This window comes from Paenibacillus sp. SRL342 (assembly GCF_984798905.1).
The window spans coordinates 5,773,919-5,792,738 of record NZ_OZ481790.1; the positions used below are offsets into that span (position 1 = coordinate 5,773,919).

Below are 18,820 nucleotides of genomic sequence, written 5' to 3' on the forward strand. Positions count from 1 at the left end.
AAGAAAGATTTTCGTTCATTGTGCGTGGTAAAAGGCATTTAGGACTTTATTACTGTTTTCTCACAACTGTTAAAAAAATCAAATTCTTGTATTCGCGTTTTTTTCACAGTCTCTTGAACTACTTTTGATCCTGAGAATTACCTTCATTGCTCTGCTGTCCTGAATCACCTATAATTTAAGATAACGGAACAATAACCAGTTACGGGATTACATCGCACCAAACACTACATAATCAAGTTATTTTGCCTGCAAGGAGGTCACCTATGAACATAAGCCAACTGGAGACACTAATTACCATTTCCAAAACGATGAGCTTTCGCAAAGCGGGAGAACTTCTGAACCTGACCCAGCCTGCCGTCTCAGCCCAGATCAAAAGTCTGGAGGACGAATTCAGCACCGTTCTTGTAGATCGGAACCAACCCGTTACCCTGACAGACCGTGGACAGGTATTCCTGGAGCACGCTGAACGGATGCTCGACATCGTTGATGAGTTGAAACAAAAATTGTCCGATCTCGATGAAACGCCTCAGGGACGTATCGTATTAGGCACAACAACTTCCATTGCGATTCAGATCTTGCCAAGGGTGTTATCCTATTTCCAAGATCAATTCCCGCTGATCAAAACCAGTATCCAATCCCTTCCTTCATCACAGATCTATACCCAGGTCGAGAATGGTCTGGTTGATATTGGTATCGGTTATCTCACGGAGCGTAATCCCAACCTGAATACATCTGTGCTGTACTATGACACATTTGAACTCGTTGTATCGCCTTCCCATCCGCTGGCGAAGAAAAAACATGCTGCAGTGGATGTGCTCCGCAGTACACCATTGATTCTGCTGTCCCCTGACACAGTAGGCCGACGGTTTACGGAAACCATCTTCAAGAAACATAACATTGAACCTAATATTGTAATGGAGTTGTCTAGCAGCGAAGAAGTGAAACGGATGGTCGAGATTGATCTCGGAGCAGCTGTCATCTCCAAACAATCTGTTGCGCATGAGTTGCGTCAAGGTACATTGCGAATGATACCCTTAAGTGAGTTGGAGGTCAGTCATCCTGTTGGTGTCATCTATAAGTCCAGTCGGTACCTTAATTCAGCGATGCAGCAATTCATAAGTGACCTCAAAGGTATGCCGGAAACTCAATTCATCAGTTCAGAATGACTATGAGCCATGAGAAAGGAAGGATTCCATATGAAATTTGATCTTCATACACATCATTTTCGTTGTGGTCACGCAGACGGCAACATCCGCGATTATATAGAGGCAGGTATTAAGGCAGGACTTCAGGCCATCGGTATCTCGGATCATACGCCATACTTTGGCAGTGAGCTTGAGCAGGCATTTCCCCGGATCGCAATGGGCAAGTCGGAATTGCAGCATTATGTGGAAGAAGTCCTTGCTTTGAAAGAAGAGTACGCTGGTAAAATCGATGTACTGCTCGGCATTGAATCCGACTACTTCCCTGCTTATGCAGAATTGTACCGTACCACACTGGGACAGTATCCTTTTGACTATATTATCGGTTCAGTTCATCATACCGAGGATGTGAGTATCTTCAACAAAACCCGGTGGAAAGGACTGAGCGATGCTCGCAAAGTTGAAGTGAAAGAGAGTTATTATTCATTGATCCGGCAATCGGCTCAGAGTGGTATGTTCCAGATTCTTGGACACATTGATGCAATGAAAGGAAATTATCCACCTTTCTCCGAAATTATCGCTGATCAGGCTATTGATGAAACGTTGCAGGTCATTGCAGAATCCAACGTAGCGATCGAGATTAACACATCTGGCAAAACCAAACTCAGCGGAGGCTGGTACCCTTCAGATGCCATTTTGGAACGCGCCCATCATTATGGAGTGAAGGTGACATTTGGATCGGACGCTCATAAACCACAGCGCGTTGCAGACGAGCTGGATGACGTTCGTACACGTCTCAAGGAGATCGGATTCACCGACTGGGTATACTTCAAGCAGAAACAGATGCAGGTTGTATCACTGTAAAATATAGGACCACATAGAAACCCCCACAGCGTTAACAAGCGCAGTGGGGGTTTTGGGTTTAATTCTAAATAAAAAATATTATATAAAGTTAAACTACATATTTACACGATAACGGAGAGGACAGAAATAACCAGAAGAAACGAAGTGTTCGCGTTTATCCCCGGATTTACCCTTTTCAAAAGGGAATCAAAGAATCTGGGGATAACAGCGATCGAAGGGTTATTCTGTCATCGGAGTGGCCAGTGTAAATACTTCACAGTTAACTTATATGGGCAAAAAAAATGAACCCGCTCGCGCGGGTCCCAACAGCATTATCTATTATCAAAAAGGGGGTCATGAGATAAGTTTACCCCCTGTCTGTTAGAGTTCAATTGCAGCTATATTTCAATTGTGTAACAAATGATTGAAGTTCGATTCATTCACGTTTGACTACTCTTACTCTATGTCATTGCGGCTTGTCAGATACCAGGGTTTGCAGGTCTTTTTCCTGAAGAGGGCGGGCGTATTGTTCCCGGTACATACTGTACACTTTAACATCCATCAGGGATTCTGATCCTTCGTCATCCTCATCATGCAGTCCAAACGAGGGAAGAGACCGCTCATAAGACATCCCTATTTTGCTTAGCACCCGTTGTGAAGATACATTGGCCTCATAACAACGTGCTTCCACCCTCCCCAGATGAAGATCGTCAAATCCAAACTGCAGCAGCCGCTGTACCGCCTCGGTAGCCACACCCTTGCCCCAACAGGACCTGTTCAGGATATAACCAATCTGTGCGGTACCATTCTGATCATTCCAGTGCTGGAATGAGGTGATCCCAATCACCTGTTCCTTGCCTCTCCAGCAGATCCCATAATGTAACGAATCCAGCTTGGCACTACTGCTCCGTATCTGGTTCAATAACCGTCTCGCCCTGATTGGCGTGGGCTGGCTTCCCCTATTCACATATCTTATGACCTGAGGATCGGAAAAGAGTTCCGATAATGTGCTGTAATCACTTTGACGTAATGATCGCAGGACAAGACGCTCTGTCCACAAAACCGGCAGACCTTGAACCAGCATTTTTCGGGTAAGCATGACAATCGCTCCTTTTGCCTAAACGGGCTCTAGTCCGGTAAGACAAGCATGCTCTGAAGATGATCCGGCGTAATACCATTTGAACTGATCCACGAACTTTAGTATTCGCATTTTAGTATTAATATATTGCATCATTCAATTTCTCACGCTAAAAGGTCCAGATGCTGACTACTCCTGCAGCCCACGATAGATACCCGTACGAATCTCACGAATATAGAAATCCAATGCAGGAACATTCGCCGACTGCGCAACCTGTACTTCTCGCTCAATATCATAAGGCACCCGCACAAATTGAACATTGAATGGGGTGTTGTTATCGTTGCAGTCTTCACCCTCCAGAATACAGTAGGAAGCTTGGGGAAGATCGAGTGGATTACCAACACTGCCTGCATTAAACAGTAACTTGCCGTTCATATACTGCAAGTATGCGTTATGCACATCCCCATAACCTACAACATCTGCAACACCTTGCTCAGGCTCATCAGCCGGAGGATCAAACATTGCCAACCTCTTTTCCATCGCGTCCCACGGCTGTACACGATGGTATACACTTTGAGGTGAAGCATGAACCAGACGGATGGTGCGACCACTCAGTTGAAATTGATGACTGAAGGGTAGGCCCGCCAAGTAAGCCAATCGTTCCTCACCCAGCCGCTCTGCTTGCCACGTAAAGTTCTCGTTGTCTTGGTTAACCGCAACCAGTTCATCCCAATTGCCACGGATAACAAGTTCACACGTCGCTCTCACCTGATCCACAACCTGTACTGGTTCTGGCCCCTTGCCCACGAGGTCACCAAGACAAAAGATTCGCTCCACGCCACGACTTCGGATATCTCCTAACACTGCTTCCCAGGCAGTCATGTTGCCATGAATGTCGGATACAATCGCAATTCGTTCCATCTGGATAACCTCCATTCATGTTAAATCCTTTATGTTTTACATTCATCTTATATTCTTTTATGTGGTTAATCCTTTAAGCTCAAACACCGTTAATTCTGGTCTGCACAGAAAACGAATGGGCAGTTGAGTCATGCCAAAACCACGATTCACATACACTGGCATCTGTGTCTGGGTGGTGTAATATACCCCCTGAACATCCGTGTAATACAACCCTTGAACATACTTGTGTGAACCTCGCGGAGTTGTCAGTGCCCCGATCCAGGGGAAACGTACCTGTCCACCATGACTATGACCGGAAAGTTGTAATCCGAAACCATAGGGAGTGGCAATATCGGCATAATCCGGTTCATGCATAAGTAACAATTTCCACACATCATGATCCAATCCCTTGATGGCTTGCGCAGGATCAGGCCTGCCTGTAAGTGCGTCATCCAGACCAGCTATGGCCAGACGTTCGCCCCCTTGTTTAATCACCACATGTTCGTTCCGTAACAAAGTGAATCCGGCTTCACGAAACATGGTTGTCACTTCATTCTGCTGTCCGCCCCGATAATCATGATTCCCCAAAACAGCAAATTTGCCATACTTGGCTTGCATGGAGGCGAGTATCGGAATACATTCACGCATCGGCTCTGCTTCCCTCTCGACGATGTCTCCGGTAAAACAAATCAAGTCTGGTTGCAACTGCTCCATCGTTGCTGCCAGCTTCTTCATCTCTTTCACCCCAGTATGAAAACCAAGATGAGCATCACTGAACTGAACTACACGCAAACCGTCAAATGCCTTTGGAAACTTCGGAAGTTTCAGTTCCACTTGCTTGATTTCCAGACGACGCGGCTCCCAAAGCCAGGCATAACCTCCTGTGAGCAAACTGGCACCTGCTGTCATCAAAACCATACGCAATAAGAAACTTCGGCGAGAGGGATCATGATCCTTTTCTTCTCCAGGAAACACAGACTCTTCTGCACCTGGTGCTTTGTGCGAGCGCTGGGACGGCGAGTTGTTGCTGCCCTGACGCGGTGTCTCTGCCATATCTCCCCCTCCTTCTACGCTCTTAATCCATCCCCTTAGTATACCATATTCTGCATGGATAGCCCGGTTCCTCTGCTTCATCACAAAAAGAAGCCGGGATCTCCGGCATGTTGCTGCACGGGATCACGACTTCTTCTAAGTTGCAGATTACACTTCTGCACATGTTATGACGAGATTAAACTCCCAACCAGCGTTTGAACATATGCTTGGTCGTTTGTTTGTTCATTTCGGCAATGGAGGTTGTCAGTGGAATGCCTTTTGGACAGGATTGCACGCAGTTCTGTGAGTTACCACAGCCCTCAATGCCTCCGTCTTCCATCAATGCTTCCAGACGATCGTCGGCGTTCATCTCTCCTGTAGGGTGAGCATTGAACAGACGCACTTGGGACAGTGCTGCTGGACCGATAAAGTCTGTTTTCTCATTGACGTTCGGACATGCTTCCAGACATACACCACATGTCATGCATTTGGACAGCTCGTATGCCCACTGACGCTTCTTCTCAGGCATCCGTGGACCTGGACCAAGGTCATAGGTACCATCGATCGGAATCCATGCTTTTACGCGTTTCAGGGCGCTAAACATCCGGCTACGGTCGATGACCAAGTCACGAACCACCGGGAATGTCTTCATCGGTTCGATACGAACGGGCTGTTCGAGCTTGTCGATCAAGGCTGCACATGCTTGACGTGGCTTGCCGTTGATGACCATAGAGCAGGCACCGCAGACTTCTTCGAGACAGTTGGAATCCCAGCACACGGGAGCAATGGATTTGCCATCTGTATTGACGGGGTTCCGCTGAATCTCCATCAGGGCGCTGATCACATTCATGTTGGGACGGTACGGAAGCTCAAATTCTTCGTTGTACGAAGATGACTCCGGGCTATCCTGACGGGTGATGATAAACTTGACGGTTTTGTTGGCTGTAGCTTGTTCCGCCATATCGTTGTCCCCTCCTCTGGTGACGATGATTGGTGTTGCTGATGCGCAAAGTTACTGGTTTGGTGCCCGGGAGACGCTTCGTCAGCGGAATGCCCCTCTGATCGCTGTTATCCCCGGATTTTTTTGATCAACCCTTCCCAGGGTTAAAATCCGGTGATAAAGGCGAAGAGTATGCTTTCGAAGTAGCTTTCTTTCAGAAAGCTTTCAGCTTCGCTTCTTCTGGGCATTTCCGCTTCCTCCGCTACGTCGTGCATACAGGGTCACTTTGCTGGAAACTGCTCTCCAATTCATTGTGGATGGCAGTATTGAAGTTCTGAACCATCGCTAAGCGCTTGCTTCTTCTGGGCATTTCCCTCACGTTGATGGCAGTAACTTTGAAAAAGCTCTGCTTCTTCAAAGTTCTCCTGCCTCTCCGTTCAGGTGTTTAACTATTCATTACATGAATAGTGTGATACTTCTTAATCCTTGGAGTAATCCCGGATACGTGGTGGGATCAGAGATACGTCTACTTCCTCGTACGAGATTTTCGGGCCTTCCTTCGACCAGCTCGCAATTGTCGTTTTCAGGAACTCTTCGTCATTACGTTCCGTGAATTCCGGTTTGTAATGCGCGCCGCGGCTTTCATTACGCAGCAGTGCGCCGAGAGTCATTGCTTCTGCCAATTCAATCATGTTCCACAGTTGGCGAGTGAATGCTGCGCTCGGGTTATTCCAACCGGAGCTGTCATACATGTTGATTTTGCCATAACGCTCTTTCAATTCCTTGATCTTGCCAATCGTGGCTTCAAGCTTGTCGTTGTAACGTACAACCGTCATGTTGGCTGTCATCCACTCGCCAAGCTCTTTATGAATGACATAGGCATTCTCCGTGCCCTGCATTTTCAAGATGCCTTCGTATTTGTCGCTTTGTTGTTTGGTGTGTTTCTCAAATACGGAAGATGGGATATCGGCGGACGATTTTTTTAGTCCTTTGATATATTCAGCCGCTTTTGGTCCTGCCACCATACCACCATAGATCGCAGATACCAGTGAGTTTGCACCCAGACGGTTCGCACCATGGTATTGATATTCACATTCACCAGCTGCGAACAGCCCCGGAATGTTAGTCATTTGGTTGTAATCTACCCACATACCGCCCATGGAATAGTGGACTGCCGGGAAAATTTTCATTGGGATTTTACGCGGGTCATCACCCATGAACTTCTCATAGATCTCAATGATTCCGCCGAGTTTTACATCCAGTTCCTTCGGATCTTTGTGCGACAGATCGAGATAAACCATGTTCTCACCGTTCACACCCAGACCCATGTCTACGCAGACACTGAAGATTTCACGAGTCGCGATATCACGTGGAACCAGGTTACCGTAGGATGGATATTTTTCTTCAAGGAAGTACCAAGGTTTGCCGTCTTTGTACGTCCAGATCCGTCCACCTTCACCACGCGCGGATTCAGACATGAGACGTAGCTTGTCATCCCCTGGAATGGCTGTTGGGTGAATCTGAATGAACTCCCCGTTGGCGTAGTTTACACCTTGCTGATACACCGCACTTGCCGCTGTACCTGTGTTAATTACAGAGTTGGTCGTTTTACCGAAGATGATACCCGGACCACCACTCGCCAGAATAACCGCTTCTGCCGGGAAGGTCTGTACCTTCATCGTTTTCAGATCCTGAGCCACGATCCCGCGACATACGCCTTCATCATCCAAAACCGCCTGCAGGAACTCCCAGTTCTCATATTTCGTAACCAGTCCGGCTGCTTCCCAGCGACGTACCTGCTCGTCTAATGCATAGAGCAATTGTTGTCCTGTTGTCGCTCCGGCAAACGCCGTACGGTGATGCTTCGTTCCCCCGAAACGACGGAAATCAAGCAAACCTTCTGGTGTTCGGTTGAACATTACGCCCATACGGTCCATCAAGTGAATGATGCCAGGTGCTGCTTCGCACATCGCTTTAACAGGAGGTTGGTTCGCAAGGAAGTCACCGCCGTATACCGTATCGTCAAAGTGTACCCATGGGGAGTCACCCTCACCCTTAGTATTTACCGCTCCGTTAATGCCGCCTTGTGCGCATACAGAGTGGGATCGTTTAACAGGAACCAGTGAAAATAAATGAACATGGACTCCGGCTTCAGCCGATTTGATCGCCGCCATCAAGCCTGCGAGACCGCCGCCCACAATAATTACATTCGTTGATGCCATTGCTGTTCACTCCCTTATAAGTCAGCATTTATACGCTAAATGCTTAAATTAGAACTGTTTTTACTGCGTCAATCATCGAAGTAGCTGTCTGGAAATCAATGCTCCGGAAAGCAAATAGTGAAGCAATAAACATGATGGAAACAATAGCGAACAAGCTCATACATACGTAAGAGGATACACGCTGCGCACGCGGACCAACTGTGATTCCCCAGCTAACGAGGAACGACCACAGACCATTGGCAAAGTGATATGACGCCGCAACCACACTGATCATATATATCGCAAAGGTTATCGGATTCGTTACCGCATCATGTATAACGCCGCCAATCTCTTCATGGGATACATTACCCAGCGCAATCTGTACTCGCGTCTCCCATACGTGCCAGATGACAAATACAAACGTAATAATACCGCTTACCCTCTGTAACGTGTAGCGCCAGTTGCGCTCATTACCGTAACGCCCAACGTTAGGCTTGGCCTGATAGGCAATGTAAAGACCATAAACACCGTGATAGAACAACGGCAGCCAGATAAGTAATGCCTCAATTACAATAACAAGAGGCAAACCGTTCAGAAATGCAACGGCACCGTAAAAAGCTTCTTTGCCGCCTTCAACTGCCGTGAAGTTCGTCACCAAATGCTCAACAAAAAACAGACTGAGCGGAATGACGCCAAGCAAGGAGTGCAGCTTTCTGGAGTAAAACCCTTTCATAAAATGTCGATCCCCTTTCGCTAAATACAACGTTTTCATAAATGATTTCACTTATCATGACACGAATCCTTTTCCCTGAAAAGGTTCGACAAATTGTTCCGTTTTCCCCAGGTGTGAACAACTTGTGTCACGGTTCATGTTACTCCTTTTTTTCTTATAATGGAATTGCAATATAATTATTAAATGTTATAACCTATAGGTATAAGCAGTGAAACATTGGGTTTACAGGCCATACAACATGGAAAACGATTAAACAAGGGCAAGAATCACATTCATGGAAAAGAGGTTATTGTTCATGTTTGAGGAGTTAAATGCATTTGCAGCGGTCGTGGAGCAGTCCAGCCTGAACCGTGCATCCAAGTTACTGAACTTGTCCCAACCCGCACTCTCACGTAAAATTGCCAAATTGGAGGATGAACTCGGGGTTGCACTGTTCCACCGCCGTGGCAAACGGCTGGAGTTAACGAGTGTGGGCCAGTTCACCTATACCTACGCTGTAGAACAGAAGCAGCAGCAACAGAAGTTCCTCACCATGCTGGCCCAGTATAAAGACGAAGAACAGAGCGCCATTACACTCGGAGCCAGTCTGACGACGCTTCAAACTACGTTACCACCTCTCGTCAATGCCTTTATGGAGAAACATCCAAATGCCGAACTGAAACTGTTGACGGGTAAAACACATGAGATTGTCTCGTTTGTGCGTGACAAAAAAGCCGATGTGGGCATTGTCGCCTCCTCCATCAGCGAAGTGGGGCTGAACTGCGTACCGCTATTTGATGATCATCTGGAGCTGGTTGTACCGCTCACGCACCCCTTATCCGGCAAGGAAGCCGGGATGGAGCATTTGCAGGATCTGCCGATGATCACGTTCTCCAAAGGTACCTGGTACCGCAAATTAACGGACGATCTCTTCCAGCGCTGTGCCGTGATGCCGGATATTCGCATGGAGATTGATTCCTTTGAAGCGATCATCCGACTTCTGCCTTCCGCCAAAGCAGCTGCTCTATTGCCCAAGTCATATCTTCGTCCACAATTGCTCGCGGACAATGATCTGGTTTCTGTTCATTTGCCTCAATTACAGCAGACCCGCAGAACAACTTGCATGATATATGGGGAAAAAGAGGACCTCAGCGAGACCTCCAGACAATGGGTCAAGGAGACGGCTGCACTCTTTACAGCTAAGGCGCCATTGCCCTCACGGAGGACTACGACGCCTTAGCTTTGATCTGAATCAGCCAGGCTCTAACGCCTGGCTCTTCCATTTTAACTTATGATAATTATCAGCTCTCCTGGCTGATAACCTCTTCTTCAAATCGGTCGATATCTGCATTATTACCAATGATGACCATGATATCCCCCATTTGAAGCGAGTCCAATGCCGTCGGAGCGATAATGACCCCGGCTTCTTTCTGTAACGCCACAATGCTGCAACCAAAACGTACGCGTGCATTCAGGGTTGAAAGGGTTTTGTTGTGCAGACAGGCGGGAACCTTCATCTCAACAATACTGTAATCATTGGATAATTCAATGTAATCCAGCAAGTTCGGGGTAACCAGCTGGTGGGCAACCCGAATGCCCATATCCCGCTCAGGATAAACGACACGATCGATGCCCAGCTTGTCGAGTGCCCGTCCGTGAAGAACGGAGATCGCCTTGGCAACGACCGTCTTGACACCCAGCTCTTTCAGCAGGATGGCAGTGAGAATGCTCGTCTGAATATCATCCCCGATGGCTACGATGCAACAGTCGAAATTTCGAATACCCAGGGAGCGCAGCACTTCCTCATCTGTGGCATCAGCTACAACGGCATGGGTGACCAGTTCACTTATGTCTTCGACGACTTCTTCATTTTTATCGATCCCGAGCACCTCGTAGCCGAGTTCCATTAATTCCTGCGCCAGACTGGAGCCAAACCGCCCAAGCCCAATCACCGCAAACTGCTGTGTTTTCATTGTTCTTCACGAACCCCTTATCCAGATCAATTTCATAACTCACTAATAATAGATTTATCCAATAATCATTTTGCCTTCCGGATACCTGTATAACTCTTTACCCTTTTTCTGCCCAAGTGCATACGCTAATGTGATCGGTCCAAGCCTTCCTGCAAACATCGTAAAACAGATCAGAAGTTTGCCCAAAGTAGTCAGCTTCAGCGTCAGTCCGAGCGATAATCCGACAGTACCAAAAGCTGATGTCGTTTCAAATAAGATCATCATAAAACTGGCGTCTTCTGTGGTACTCAGTGCCATCGTTACAGCTATGATGAACAAAAGCGCCAGCAATGTAATGGTAAGCGCCTTGAAAATCCGTTCCTGTACGAGCCGATAGCGGAAAAACACGATATCTTCACGTCCACGCATCATGGCGATGACCGCTCCAGCCATAATCATAAATGTCGTTGTTTTGATCCCGCCTCCGGTAGAACCCGGCGAAGCACCAATGAACATCAGAATGATCATAAAGAACTGTGTTGCCTGTCTCAGCCCCGCAATATCTACCGTATTGGCTCCTGCTGTTCGCGGCGTAATGGATTGGAAGAATGAACCGAGAATTTTGCCACCCCAGTTCAGGCCACCCAATGTCCGTGGATTGCTGAATTCAAATACGAAAATGACAAGTGCACCAAACACAATCAACAATCCAGTTGTTAACAGTACAACTTTGGAGTGCAGAGACAGCTTTCGCGTTTTGCGGTAATCTACCAGGTCTGACAACACCACAAAACCGATACCGCCAGAGACAATGAGGAACATTGCTGTAAAATTAACCAACGGGTCATACACATAACCGGTCAGACTGCGGAAATCGCCAAACATATCAAAGCCCGCATTGTTGAACATGGAGATCGCATGCCAATAGCCATAATAGATCGCCTGTCCGACCGGCATGTCGAACGACCAGCGGATGGCAAACAGTGTGCCACATATGCCTTCAATAATGAGTGAGTAGATCACAACTTTCCGAATCAGCCGGACGATGCCCTCCATCGTGCTCTGATTCATCGCTTCCTGTAGAATCAACCGTTCTCTAAGCGAAATCCGCCGTTTGAACGCAATGGCAACCAATGTGGACATTGTCATGAAGCCCAGTCCACCAATCTGAATCAGAATCGCAATCACAACCTGACCCAGCATCGAGAAATGAGTCCCTGTATCCACCACTACCAAACCGGTGACACAAACAGCCGAAGTTGCTGTAAAGAGCGCATCAATAAATGCAAGACTGTCACCGTTACGGTTGGATGCCGGAAGCATTAACAATAGTGTACCTACCAATATGATGCCAGCAAATCCTAACACAAGAATACGGGGTGGCGATAATCGCATCCATTGAACATTCAGTTTCACTTGAGTATCTTCCACCTCTTCTAAAATGAAAATAACTCCACACCCGTGGAGCCTTCTTCATTTGAAATGCTGTTGCCAAACGTTAAACAAGTATGATTCAGATTAATACGACATATATAATGAAGTTGGAATATATTCTATTCGTTCCCTTGTTGGGCGAAAGACATGCGAATCATTGCACATTTGCTTCAAAATTATAAGCGCTGCGACGTTTGTAGACAAAACGTTTTTTGTGTAAATAGCATCGAATTCCGCCAAAAAGGGAAGAACTCAGATATGGCGACGGATGGATCAGATTCTTTCGGTCCTTTTCATTCATTTTCAAGGATTTACACCTGTTTTCGTTACATCATTGGCATTCGGTGCTTGCCCTGTGCTATGTTAACTTTAATATCCATATTAGATTAAGGAGGAACACCATTACATGAATCCCTTAGGGCAGCCTTTGCTACTCAAGGCTAACTTCAAGCGGCTGGGGTTGCTTGCGGCGATTGGCCTGATTCTATTTTTTGTATTTCAGATCTTTCCAGCTACCTCATCACAAACGACAGAAATTCCGTCCACCTCCTTCATAACCAAGGAGCAGGCGAAGCAATCCGCACGATCATTCGCAGCTTCTGTGAATGACTATTCACTGCCAAATGATGATGAAAAAACTCTGGTAACCTACCAGACACATTCCGATATCTACGGGTATATGGCCAAAACCAAACAACTTGATACCTATAACCAGAAATGGGAAACTAGCTATCCTTACGATGTATTCCGCGTTCGTTTGCCTGATCAACACAAAGGCGGTTATCTTAATGTTGACGTACATATGAAAACAGGAAAAGTAGTCGGCTTCAAACGGGAACTGCCTTCTTCCCTCTATACCGCCATTGAGGCGGAGCAGGTTAGTGGACGAGTGACCACATCGCAAGTACTTGCTGAAGGCAATATATCTCTGGACGAGAAACAACAGCTCGCGGCTGGCGTTCTGACCGAATTCGGTTATGAAGTGCCTACACTTCAACTGGAGACTCGCGATGGTGAAGCGGGACTGAAGTATACAGATTCTGCAAAAGCCATCGGAGACTCCAAGCTTGAACTGAACTTTACGTTTGAAGAGGGTGCGGTACGATCGTTCGATCCTGGCTTCTCGGTCCCTGAATCCCATACCGATTATGTGAAAGATCAAACACGTCAGGCCAATTGGATGACTTATGGCGGCTATGCATTCCTGACCTTTGTTCTGGGCGTGCTGGCAATCATCTATAGCATTCTGACCCGAGCACATACATCTTTCAAACGCGGAATCATTCTCTCGCTGGTGTATTTCGCAGCTTCAGTAATTGGTACACTGAACATGATTCCACTCTTTCAGGCACAAGGACTTTCCAGCTTCATGTTAGCGTTCCTGATGTTAATGCAGGCAGGAATTACACTGGTTATGAGTGCAACCATCTATCTGTCTCTCGTTGCTGGTGACGGCATGTGGCGTAAAATAGGTCTGAACCCATGGCCTCGTGCCAAGGAACCCGGATATGGAAAATATGTACTTCACAGCATGGTTGCTGGTTACCTGTGGGCGTTCATTCTACTGGGTGTTCAATCCATCCTGTTCTTCATTCTGGAGCGAAGCATCGGCACATGGTCAACGACGTCAGCAGATCAATCTACATTTAATATGACCTATGCCTGGCTCTTCCCGATCATGGCCTGGATGGCCGGTATTGGTGAAGAAACTGTTTATCGACTGTTCGGCATTCGCATGATGCAAAAGATTGTGCGTAACACGTTTATTGCCTGTCTGATCCCAACCATCATTTGGGCACTTGGACACACATTGTATCCGATCTATCCAGTAATCACTCGTCCCATTGAACTGATGGTGATTGGATTGCTGTTCAGTCTGATCATGCTGCGTCACGGCTTCATTGCCGTTGTATTTGCCCATGTGATCTTCGACAGCTTGCTGATGGGACTCAGCTTGGTCTTTATGGGCGATGCCCTGAATATGGCTGCCGGACTCTTCTGGATTGTACTGCCGGCCATCGTTGGATATGTGGTCTACAAATTCAATCCAAAACAAAAAGAGAAGCCGTATGTTACGACTCCTCATCACGAAGTGCTGCAATAATCTGATTTGCCAGTTTGTCACCAATAGATAGAGGCCGGAAGTCTTCGACGCTGGCCTCTTTTATTTTGCGCAAAGAGCCAAAATGCTTCAACAGCAACTTACGCCGCTTCTCTCCAATACCCGGAATGGCATCCAAACGTGATGTCACCATCGATTTGCCACGTTGTTCCCGGTGGAACGAGATCGCAAAACGGTGGACCTCTTCCTGTATCCGCTGCAACAGGTAGAATTCCTGGCTATCCCGAGGCAGGGAGATCACTTCTGGTGGATTACCGATCATCAACTGTGAAGTCTTATGCTTCGCATCCTTCACCAGACCACATACCGGAATAAACAGCCCCAGCTCATTTTCCAAAATATCGACCGCAGCCGAGATCTGTCCTTTACCACCATCAACCACAATCAGGTCAGGCTGGGTCAGGTTTTCTTTCAATACTCGCTCGTAACGGCGACGGATGACCTCTCTCATCGTTTCATAATCATCCGGCCCTTCAACCGAACGAACCTTGTACTTCCGATATTCCTTCTTATCCGGTTTACCATCGGTAAATACAATCATGGCAGATACCGGGTTTGTACCCTGGATGTTCGAGTTATCAAACGCTTCAATACGGTGAAGCTGATCCAATCCAATAAAACGTCCCAGCCCTTCGGCAGCTTTGGATGTCCGTTCTTCATTTCGCTCAATCAAACGGAACTTTTCTTCCAATGCCACACGTGCGTTATCCACGGCCATGGTGATCATCTGGCGTTTCAATCCACGTTGCGGGATGAGCACTTTGATCTCCAACCACTCCTGTAAAGCAGCAGCAACCTGAGTTGGGTCTTCCAGTCCTGATGGAAGCTTTTCAGTAGAAGCAGTTGTATCCGTTATTGGAGCATCCTCTTGCATACTGTCAGGTTGTTCACCTTCTGCCTCAGCGGAACCTCCGTAAGCTGCACGAGTCTCAGCAACCAGTGGCTGGGAAGCGTAACTGTGCTCCACTTGTCCCGTCTGATCGAACTCCACCGTAACTGCGGCAGGTACCGATCCATCAGCATCAGAACCCGTATCCAAACTGTCGTTATCCGTTGCAAGATCCTTGGGCATTTCCGGCAACAAAATTTCTTGTGGCAATGCCGGATTATCGCTGTAATACTGTGTTACATAGGACATGAAATCACTGTACGCCTCACCGTAAAACGGGAAGGTTGATACGTGACGTTCAATCATTTTACCCTGACGCATATATAGAATCTGGACACACATCCAGCCTTTATCAATGGCAAAACCAAATACATCACGGTCTCTGGCATCGGCCATCGTAATTTTCTGTTTTTCCATCATCGCATCGATGGCGATTACCTGGTCGCGCAGTTCCTTGGCCCGTTCAAAATAAAGATCCTCCGCAGCCTCTTGCATCTTACGCTGCAGATCCTTCTTAATCTCTTCGTGACCGCCGCTCAGAAATGAACCAATTTCTTGTGAAATCTGGTCGTACTGCTCCTTCTCCACTTCCTTCACACAAGGGGCAAGACACTGTCCCATGTGATAGTACAGGCAGACTTCTTTGGGCATTACACCACATTTGCGCAGTGGATACATGCGGTCGAGCAATTTTTTCGTTTGGTGTGCCGCATACGAGTTCGGATAAGGTCCGAAGTATTTGGCTTTATCTTTCAGCACACGCCGGGTTACTTCCAGACGGGGGTGCTTTTCATTTGTAATTTTAAGATATGGGAATGTCTTATCATCCTTGAGCAACACGTTATACCGCGGCATATGTTTTTTGATCAGGTTACACTCCAGAATGAGTGCTTCCATGTTACTGCCCGTCACGATATATTCAAAATCACGGATTTCAGACACCAGACGCTGAGTCTTTCCATTATGACTGCCGATAAAATAAGAGCGTACGCGGTTCTTCAGCACTTTGGCCTTACCTACGTAGATAATGGTGCCTTCACTGTTCTTCATCAGGTAACAACCAGACATGTCTGGCAGCAAAGCGAGCTTGTGGCGAATCTGCTCCAATGCCTTCTCCTGATCCTGCAAATCATTCATGAATTGATCCATAATTCGGTGAATCCTCCTTCCCGAAAAAAGTATAAATAAAAGGTTACACTAAGCCATTCTGATTACAGTACCGTCTTCCAATCCGTTATCGTATTGTCTCTGAGTCACCTTTTTCTATAAGAAGAAACTAAAGATAATTCACACTGACACTACGATGACAGAACAACCTTCCAATCCCTGTTATCCCCAGATTTTTTTCATTCCCTTTTCTCAAGGGAAAAATCTGTTGATAAAGGGGAACGCTTCGCTTCTTCAGGTTTTTTCTGTCCTCTCCGTTACTGTGTAAATACATAGTTCCAACTATATCAGAGATGAATCCGGGATAAACGCGAGCACTTCGCTTCTCCAGATCGGTTCTGTACTCTACATTCAAGTATAAAAAATATTTTTACTTTATATTGCCCTATATAAAGGTATTCGACGCAAAACGCCCCCGGCATGTAAACCGGAGGCGTATGTGTAAGCCTGTAAATTATTGGTGTTTTGCGATAATTCCTTTGAGCGCATCTTTCGAGTTCAGACCAACCACTTTATCTACCGGTTGACCGTCTTTGAAGAAGATCAAAGTTGGAATGCTCATTACGCCAAAGCGGGAAGCAGATTCCGGATTTTCATCCACGTTAACTTTAGCAATTTTCACTGCATCGCCAACTTCTGTGGACAGCTCTTCCAGGATTGGAGCGAGCATTTTACAAGGACCACACCAAGGCGCCCAGAAATCAACAAGAACCGTTCCTTCGCCTTCTACTTCAGCGTTGAAGGATTGATCGGATACGTTAACAATAGCCATGAAATTGTCCTCCTTATATATACTTACGGTTTATTTTAACCTGTAACGTCGTGAACGACACTTCCAGTATAACACAGGTACGTCAAACTTGTGAATTGAACGCTGCAATGTTCATCTTCCCAACATCAAATCTTCACAATTAGAGGATATGGCATACCAACTGCAAAATCTTTACAAACGCTTTCTTTTCCAAGTATACTAAAATTACTCCGGGTTTCAGCCCCCATAAGGGCAAGCTGTTTCCCCATAAGGAGGCAATAACATGGATGCAAATGTGCGGATCAGCGACCCGCGTGAACATGTGAACGAGGAACCCCGGAACGATCTATTTGATCTGATCGCGGGTGTTGCCGGCATGGCCGGTCTCATGACAGTGATTTTTTTCGGTATGGTTATCTTCAAATTCCTCACCGAATAGGACACTCACAGGTCTCACGCAGGACCAGAAAAGCCCGGTTTTCGCAACAATGCGAAAGCCAGGCTTTTTTTGGGACTACTTATCGTTTAAGAAGAACATTTTGTAAATCAGACCAAAAGCTAACCGGTTTAACGTTTGCCACGCTGATTCTCACCCCGAACGGAGATGACATCCACGAATGGACGAATCCGGTCCATCAAACGTTGACCTTTATTCATTTCCTCGCCATCCCGATTGGTGAAACTCAGGTGTTTTTCAAGCCCATCCAGATTGTAATTGGACGTATAGAACGTTGGTTTGCGATTCATCCGATAGTTCAGAATGGACCCCATCACATGATCCCGAACCCAAGGGTTCAGATTCTCTGCCCCAATATCATCAAAAATGAGCAGATCACAGCTTTTCAAAATATCCGTCATTTCCTTCAGCTTCTGCCCTTCACTAATCATGGATTTCAGATCCTCCACAAAGTCAGGCATATAGATAATGACACCCGTGTGCCCTGCAACCGCCAGTTCATGCAGCAGATAACACATCAGGAACGTCTTACCCGTCCCGAAAGTTCCCTCAAGAAACAGTCCTTGCGGAGATAATCCGTTCTCCTTGGTCTCCCTAATATACCGAAGCACCTGATTCACTGCCGGAGCACGCATCCGATCCTTGCCCATAATCTCCACGTCGTTGTATCCAGCACTGAGCGCACGCTCGTCCACATAGAAACTGCGAATGCGTTGCTTAATGATATGTTCATTTTGCCGGGCGATATGTTTGGAACAAGGCGCTTTTATATCTATGATTTCGGGTTTACCGTTAAAATGTTCTACTTCCAGTTTGCAAAAGTGGCCCTGAAAATCGTTAGGACAGTTGTCGAGTCCCGGACAATTCGCACAGTTCTTAGAGTCTTTGGCGTACTGAAACAGCTTGCTCAGATCGGTCATGAGCTGTGCATCTTGCAGTTCAGGATGACCTGCGCGGAATTCGCGTACGTACGGATTTTCCATCAATTCCGCCGCAATCCGCCGCGATTGCTCACGAAAGGCAGGGTTCAGCTGCTGAAGCAGTCCTCCCAAGGATTCCATGGCTTCAAGCCCCCTTAATGTTTCAATATAGAATGAACAATTGAAGTGTACCCATGGCCATCTTGATGGCATAGGAACTTTCGATCATTAGCAATTCTACTGTTCATTCTATAGAAAAACAACCAATAACTCAACAGAT

At 46.7% G+C, this 18,820-nt stretch carries 16 protein-coding genes; 5 read left to right on the forward strand and 11 right to left on the reverse strand.

All coding sequences use genetic code 11. From position 1 onward, the window contains the following. The first annotated feature begins 263 nt into the window (after window positions 1-263). Complete coding sequence (locus AC4E8D_RS25465) at window positions 264-1,166, forward strand: LysR family transcriptional regulator (protein ID WP_036605798.1); 903 nt, start codon at window positions 264-266, stop codon at window positions 1,164-1,166. A 30-nt stretch (window positions 1,167-1,196) separates the two neighbouring features. Continuing rightward, window positions 1,197-2,006 carry a histidinol-phosphatase gene (locus tag AC4E8D_RS25470; protein ID WP_221820998.1) on the forward strand — a complete coding sequence of 270 codons (810 nt, stop codon included), beginning with the start codon at window positions 1,197-1,199 and terminating at the stop codon, window positions 2,004-2,006. A gap of 445 nt (window positions 2,007-2,451) precedes the next feature. Here the strand turns inward: AC4E8D_RS25470 and AC4E8D_RS25475 are convergent, their stop codons facing one another. From AC4E8D_RS25475 to AC4E8D_RS25500, 6 genes are all read right to left on the reverse strand, one after another. Beyond that, a complete protein-coding gene (locus AC4E8D_RS25475) occupies window positions 2,452-3,084 on the reverse strand; it encodes a GNAT family N-acetyltransferase (RefSeq protein WP_221820999.1) in 633 nt (210 codons plus the stop codon). A gap of 168 nt (window positions 3,085-3,252) precedes the next feature. Further along, on the reverse strand, window positions 3,253-3,984 hold the full coding sequence (locus AC4E8D_RS25480) for a metallophosphoesterase family protein (RefSeq protein ID WP_221821000.1): 732 nt from the start codon (window positions 3,982-3,984) through the stop codon (window positions 3,253-3,255). Window positions 3,985-4,041: 57 nt separating this feature from the next. Continuing rightward, window positions 4,042-5,016, reverse strand: coding sequence for a metallophosphoesterase (locus tag AC4E8D_RS25485; RefSeq protein ID WP_221821001.1), 975 nt, complete (start codon window positions 5,014-5,016; stop codon window positions 4,042-4,044). A gap of 175 nt (window positions 5,017-5,191) precedes the next feature. Continuing rightward, window positions 5,192-5,956, reverse strand: a complete 765-nt coding sequence (sdhB, locus tag AC4E8D_RS25490) for a succinate dehydrogenase iron-sulfur subunit (protein ID WP_036605794.1) — start codon at window positions 5,954-5,956, stop codon at window positions 5,192-5,194. A 458-nt stretch (window positions 5,957-6,414) separates the two neighbouring features. After that, on the reverse strand, window positions 6,415-8,157 hold the full coding sequence (gene sdhA, locus AC4E8D_RS25495; RefSeq protein ID WP_221821002.1) for a succinate dehydrogenase flavoprotein subunit: 1,743 nt from the start codon (window positions 8,155-8,157) through the stop codon (window positions 6,415-6,417). 43 nt (window positions 8,158-8,200) lie between these two features. Further along, entirely contained in the window at window positions 8,201-8,869 is a 669-nt protein-coding gene (locus AC4E8D_RS25500; RefSeq protein ID WP_036605792.1) for a succinate dehydrogenase cytochrome b558 subunit, read from the reverse strand. A 295-nt stretch (window positions 8,870-9,164) separates the two neighbouring features. Between AC4E8D_RS25500 and AC4E8D_RS25505 the strand changes: the two genes are divergently transcribed. After that, complete coding sequence (locus AC4E8D_RS25505) at window positions 9,165-10,088, forward strand: LysR family transcriptional regulator (protein WP_221821003.1); 924 nt, start codon at window positions 9,165-9,167, stop codon at window positions 10,086-10,088. A gap of 61 nt (window positions 10,089-10,149) precedes the next feature. Here AC4E8D_RS25505 and AC4E8D_RS25510 read toward each other — a convergent pair whose 3' ends face one another. After that, on the reverse strand, window positions 10,150-10,821 hold the full coding sequence (locus tag AC4E8D_RS25510; RefSeq protein ID WP_017692455.1) for a potassium channel family protein: 672 nt from the start codon (window positions 10,819-10,821) through the stop codon (window positions 10,150-10,152). 54 nt (window positions 10,822-10,875) lie between these two features. Further along, window positions 10,876-12,195 (reverse strand): TrkH family potassium uptake protein, encoded by a 1,320-nt coding sequence (locus AC4E8D_RS25515; protein WP_405132472.1) that lies wholly within the window; start codon window positions 12,193-12,195, stop codon window positions 10,876-10,878. Between the two features lie 445 nt (window positions 12,196-12,640). Here AC4E8D_RS25515 and AC4E8D_RS25520 point away from each other — a divergent pair, with 445 nt between their 5' ends. Further along, complete coding sequence (locus AC4E8D_RS25520; protein WP_221821004.1) at window positions 12,641-14,338, forward strand: CPBP family intramembrane glutamic endopeptidase; 1,698 nt, start codon at window positions 12,641-12,643, stop codon at window positions 14,336-14,338. Here the strand turns inward: AC4E8D_RS25520 and uvrC are convergent. Then, entirely contained in the window at window positions 14,307-16,394 is a 2,088-nt protein-coding gene (gene uvrC, locus AC4E8D_RS25525) for an excinuclease ABC subunit UvrC (RefSeq protein ID WP_221821005.1), read from the reverse strand. The genes AC4E8D_RS25520 and uvrC overlap by 32 nt on opposite strands. 472 nt (window positions 16,395-16,866) lie before the next feature. Beyond that, window positions 16,867-17,184, reverse strand: coding sequence for a thioredoxin (gene trxA / locus AC4E8D_RS25530; protein WP_017692451.1), 318 nt, complete (start codon window positions 17,182-17,184; stop codon window positions 16,867-16,869). Between the two features lie 262 nt (window positions 17,185-17,446). Here trxA and AC4E8D_RS25535 point away from each other — a divergent pair, with 262 nt between their 5' ends. Further along, complete coding sequence (locus AC4E8D_RS25535) at window positions 17,447-17,602, forward strand: hypothetical protein (RefSeq protein ID WP_017692450.1); 156 nt, start codon at window positions 17,447-17,449, stop codon at window positions 17,600-17,602. A 128-nt stretch (window positions 17,603-17,730) separates the two neighbouring features. Here the strand turns inward: AC4E8D_RS25535 and dnaI are convergent, their stop codons facing one another. Beyond that, window positions 17,731-18,681, reverse strand: a complete 951-nt coding sequence (gene dnaI, locus AC4E8D_RS25540) for a primosomal protein DnaI (RefSeq protein ID WP_076319793.1) — start codon at window positions 18,679-18,681, stop codon at window positions 17,731-17,733. Window positions 18,682-18,820: the final 139 nt, after the last annotated feature.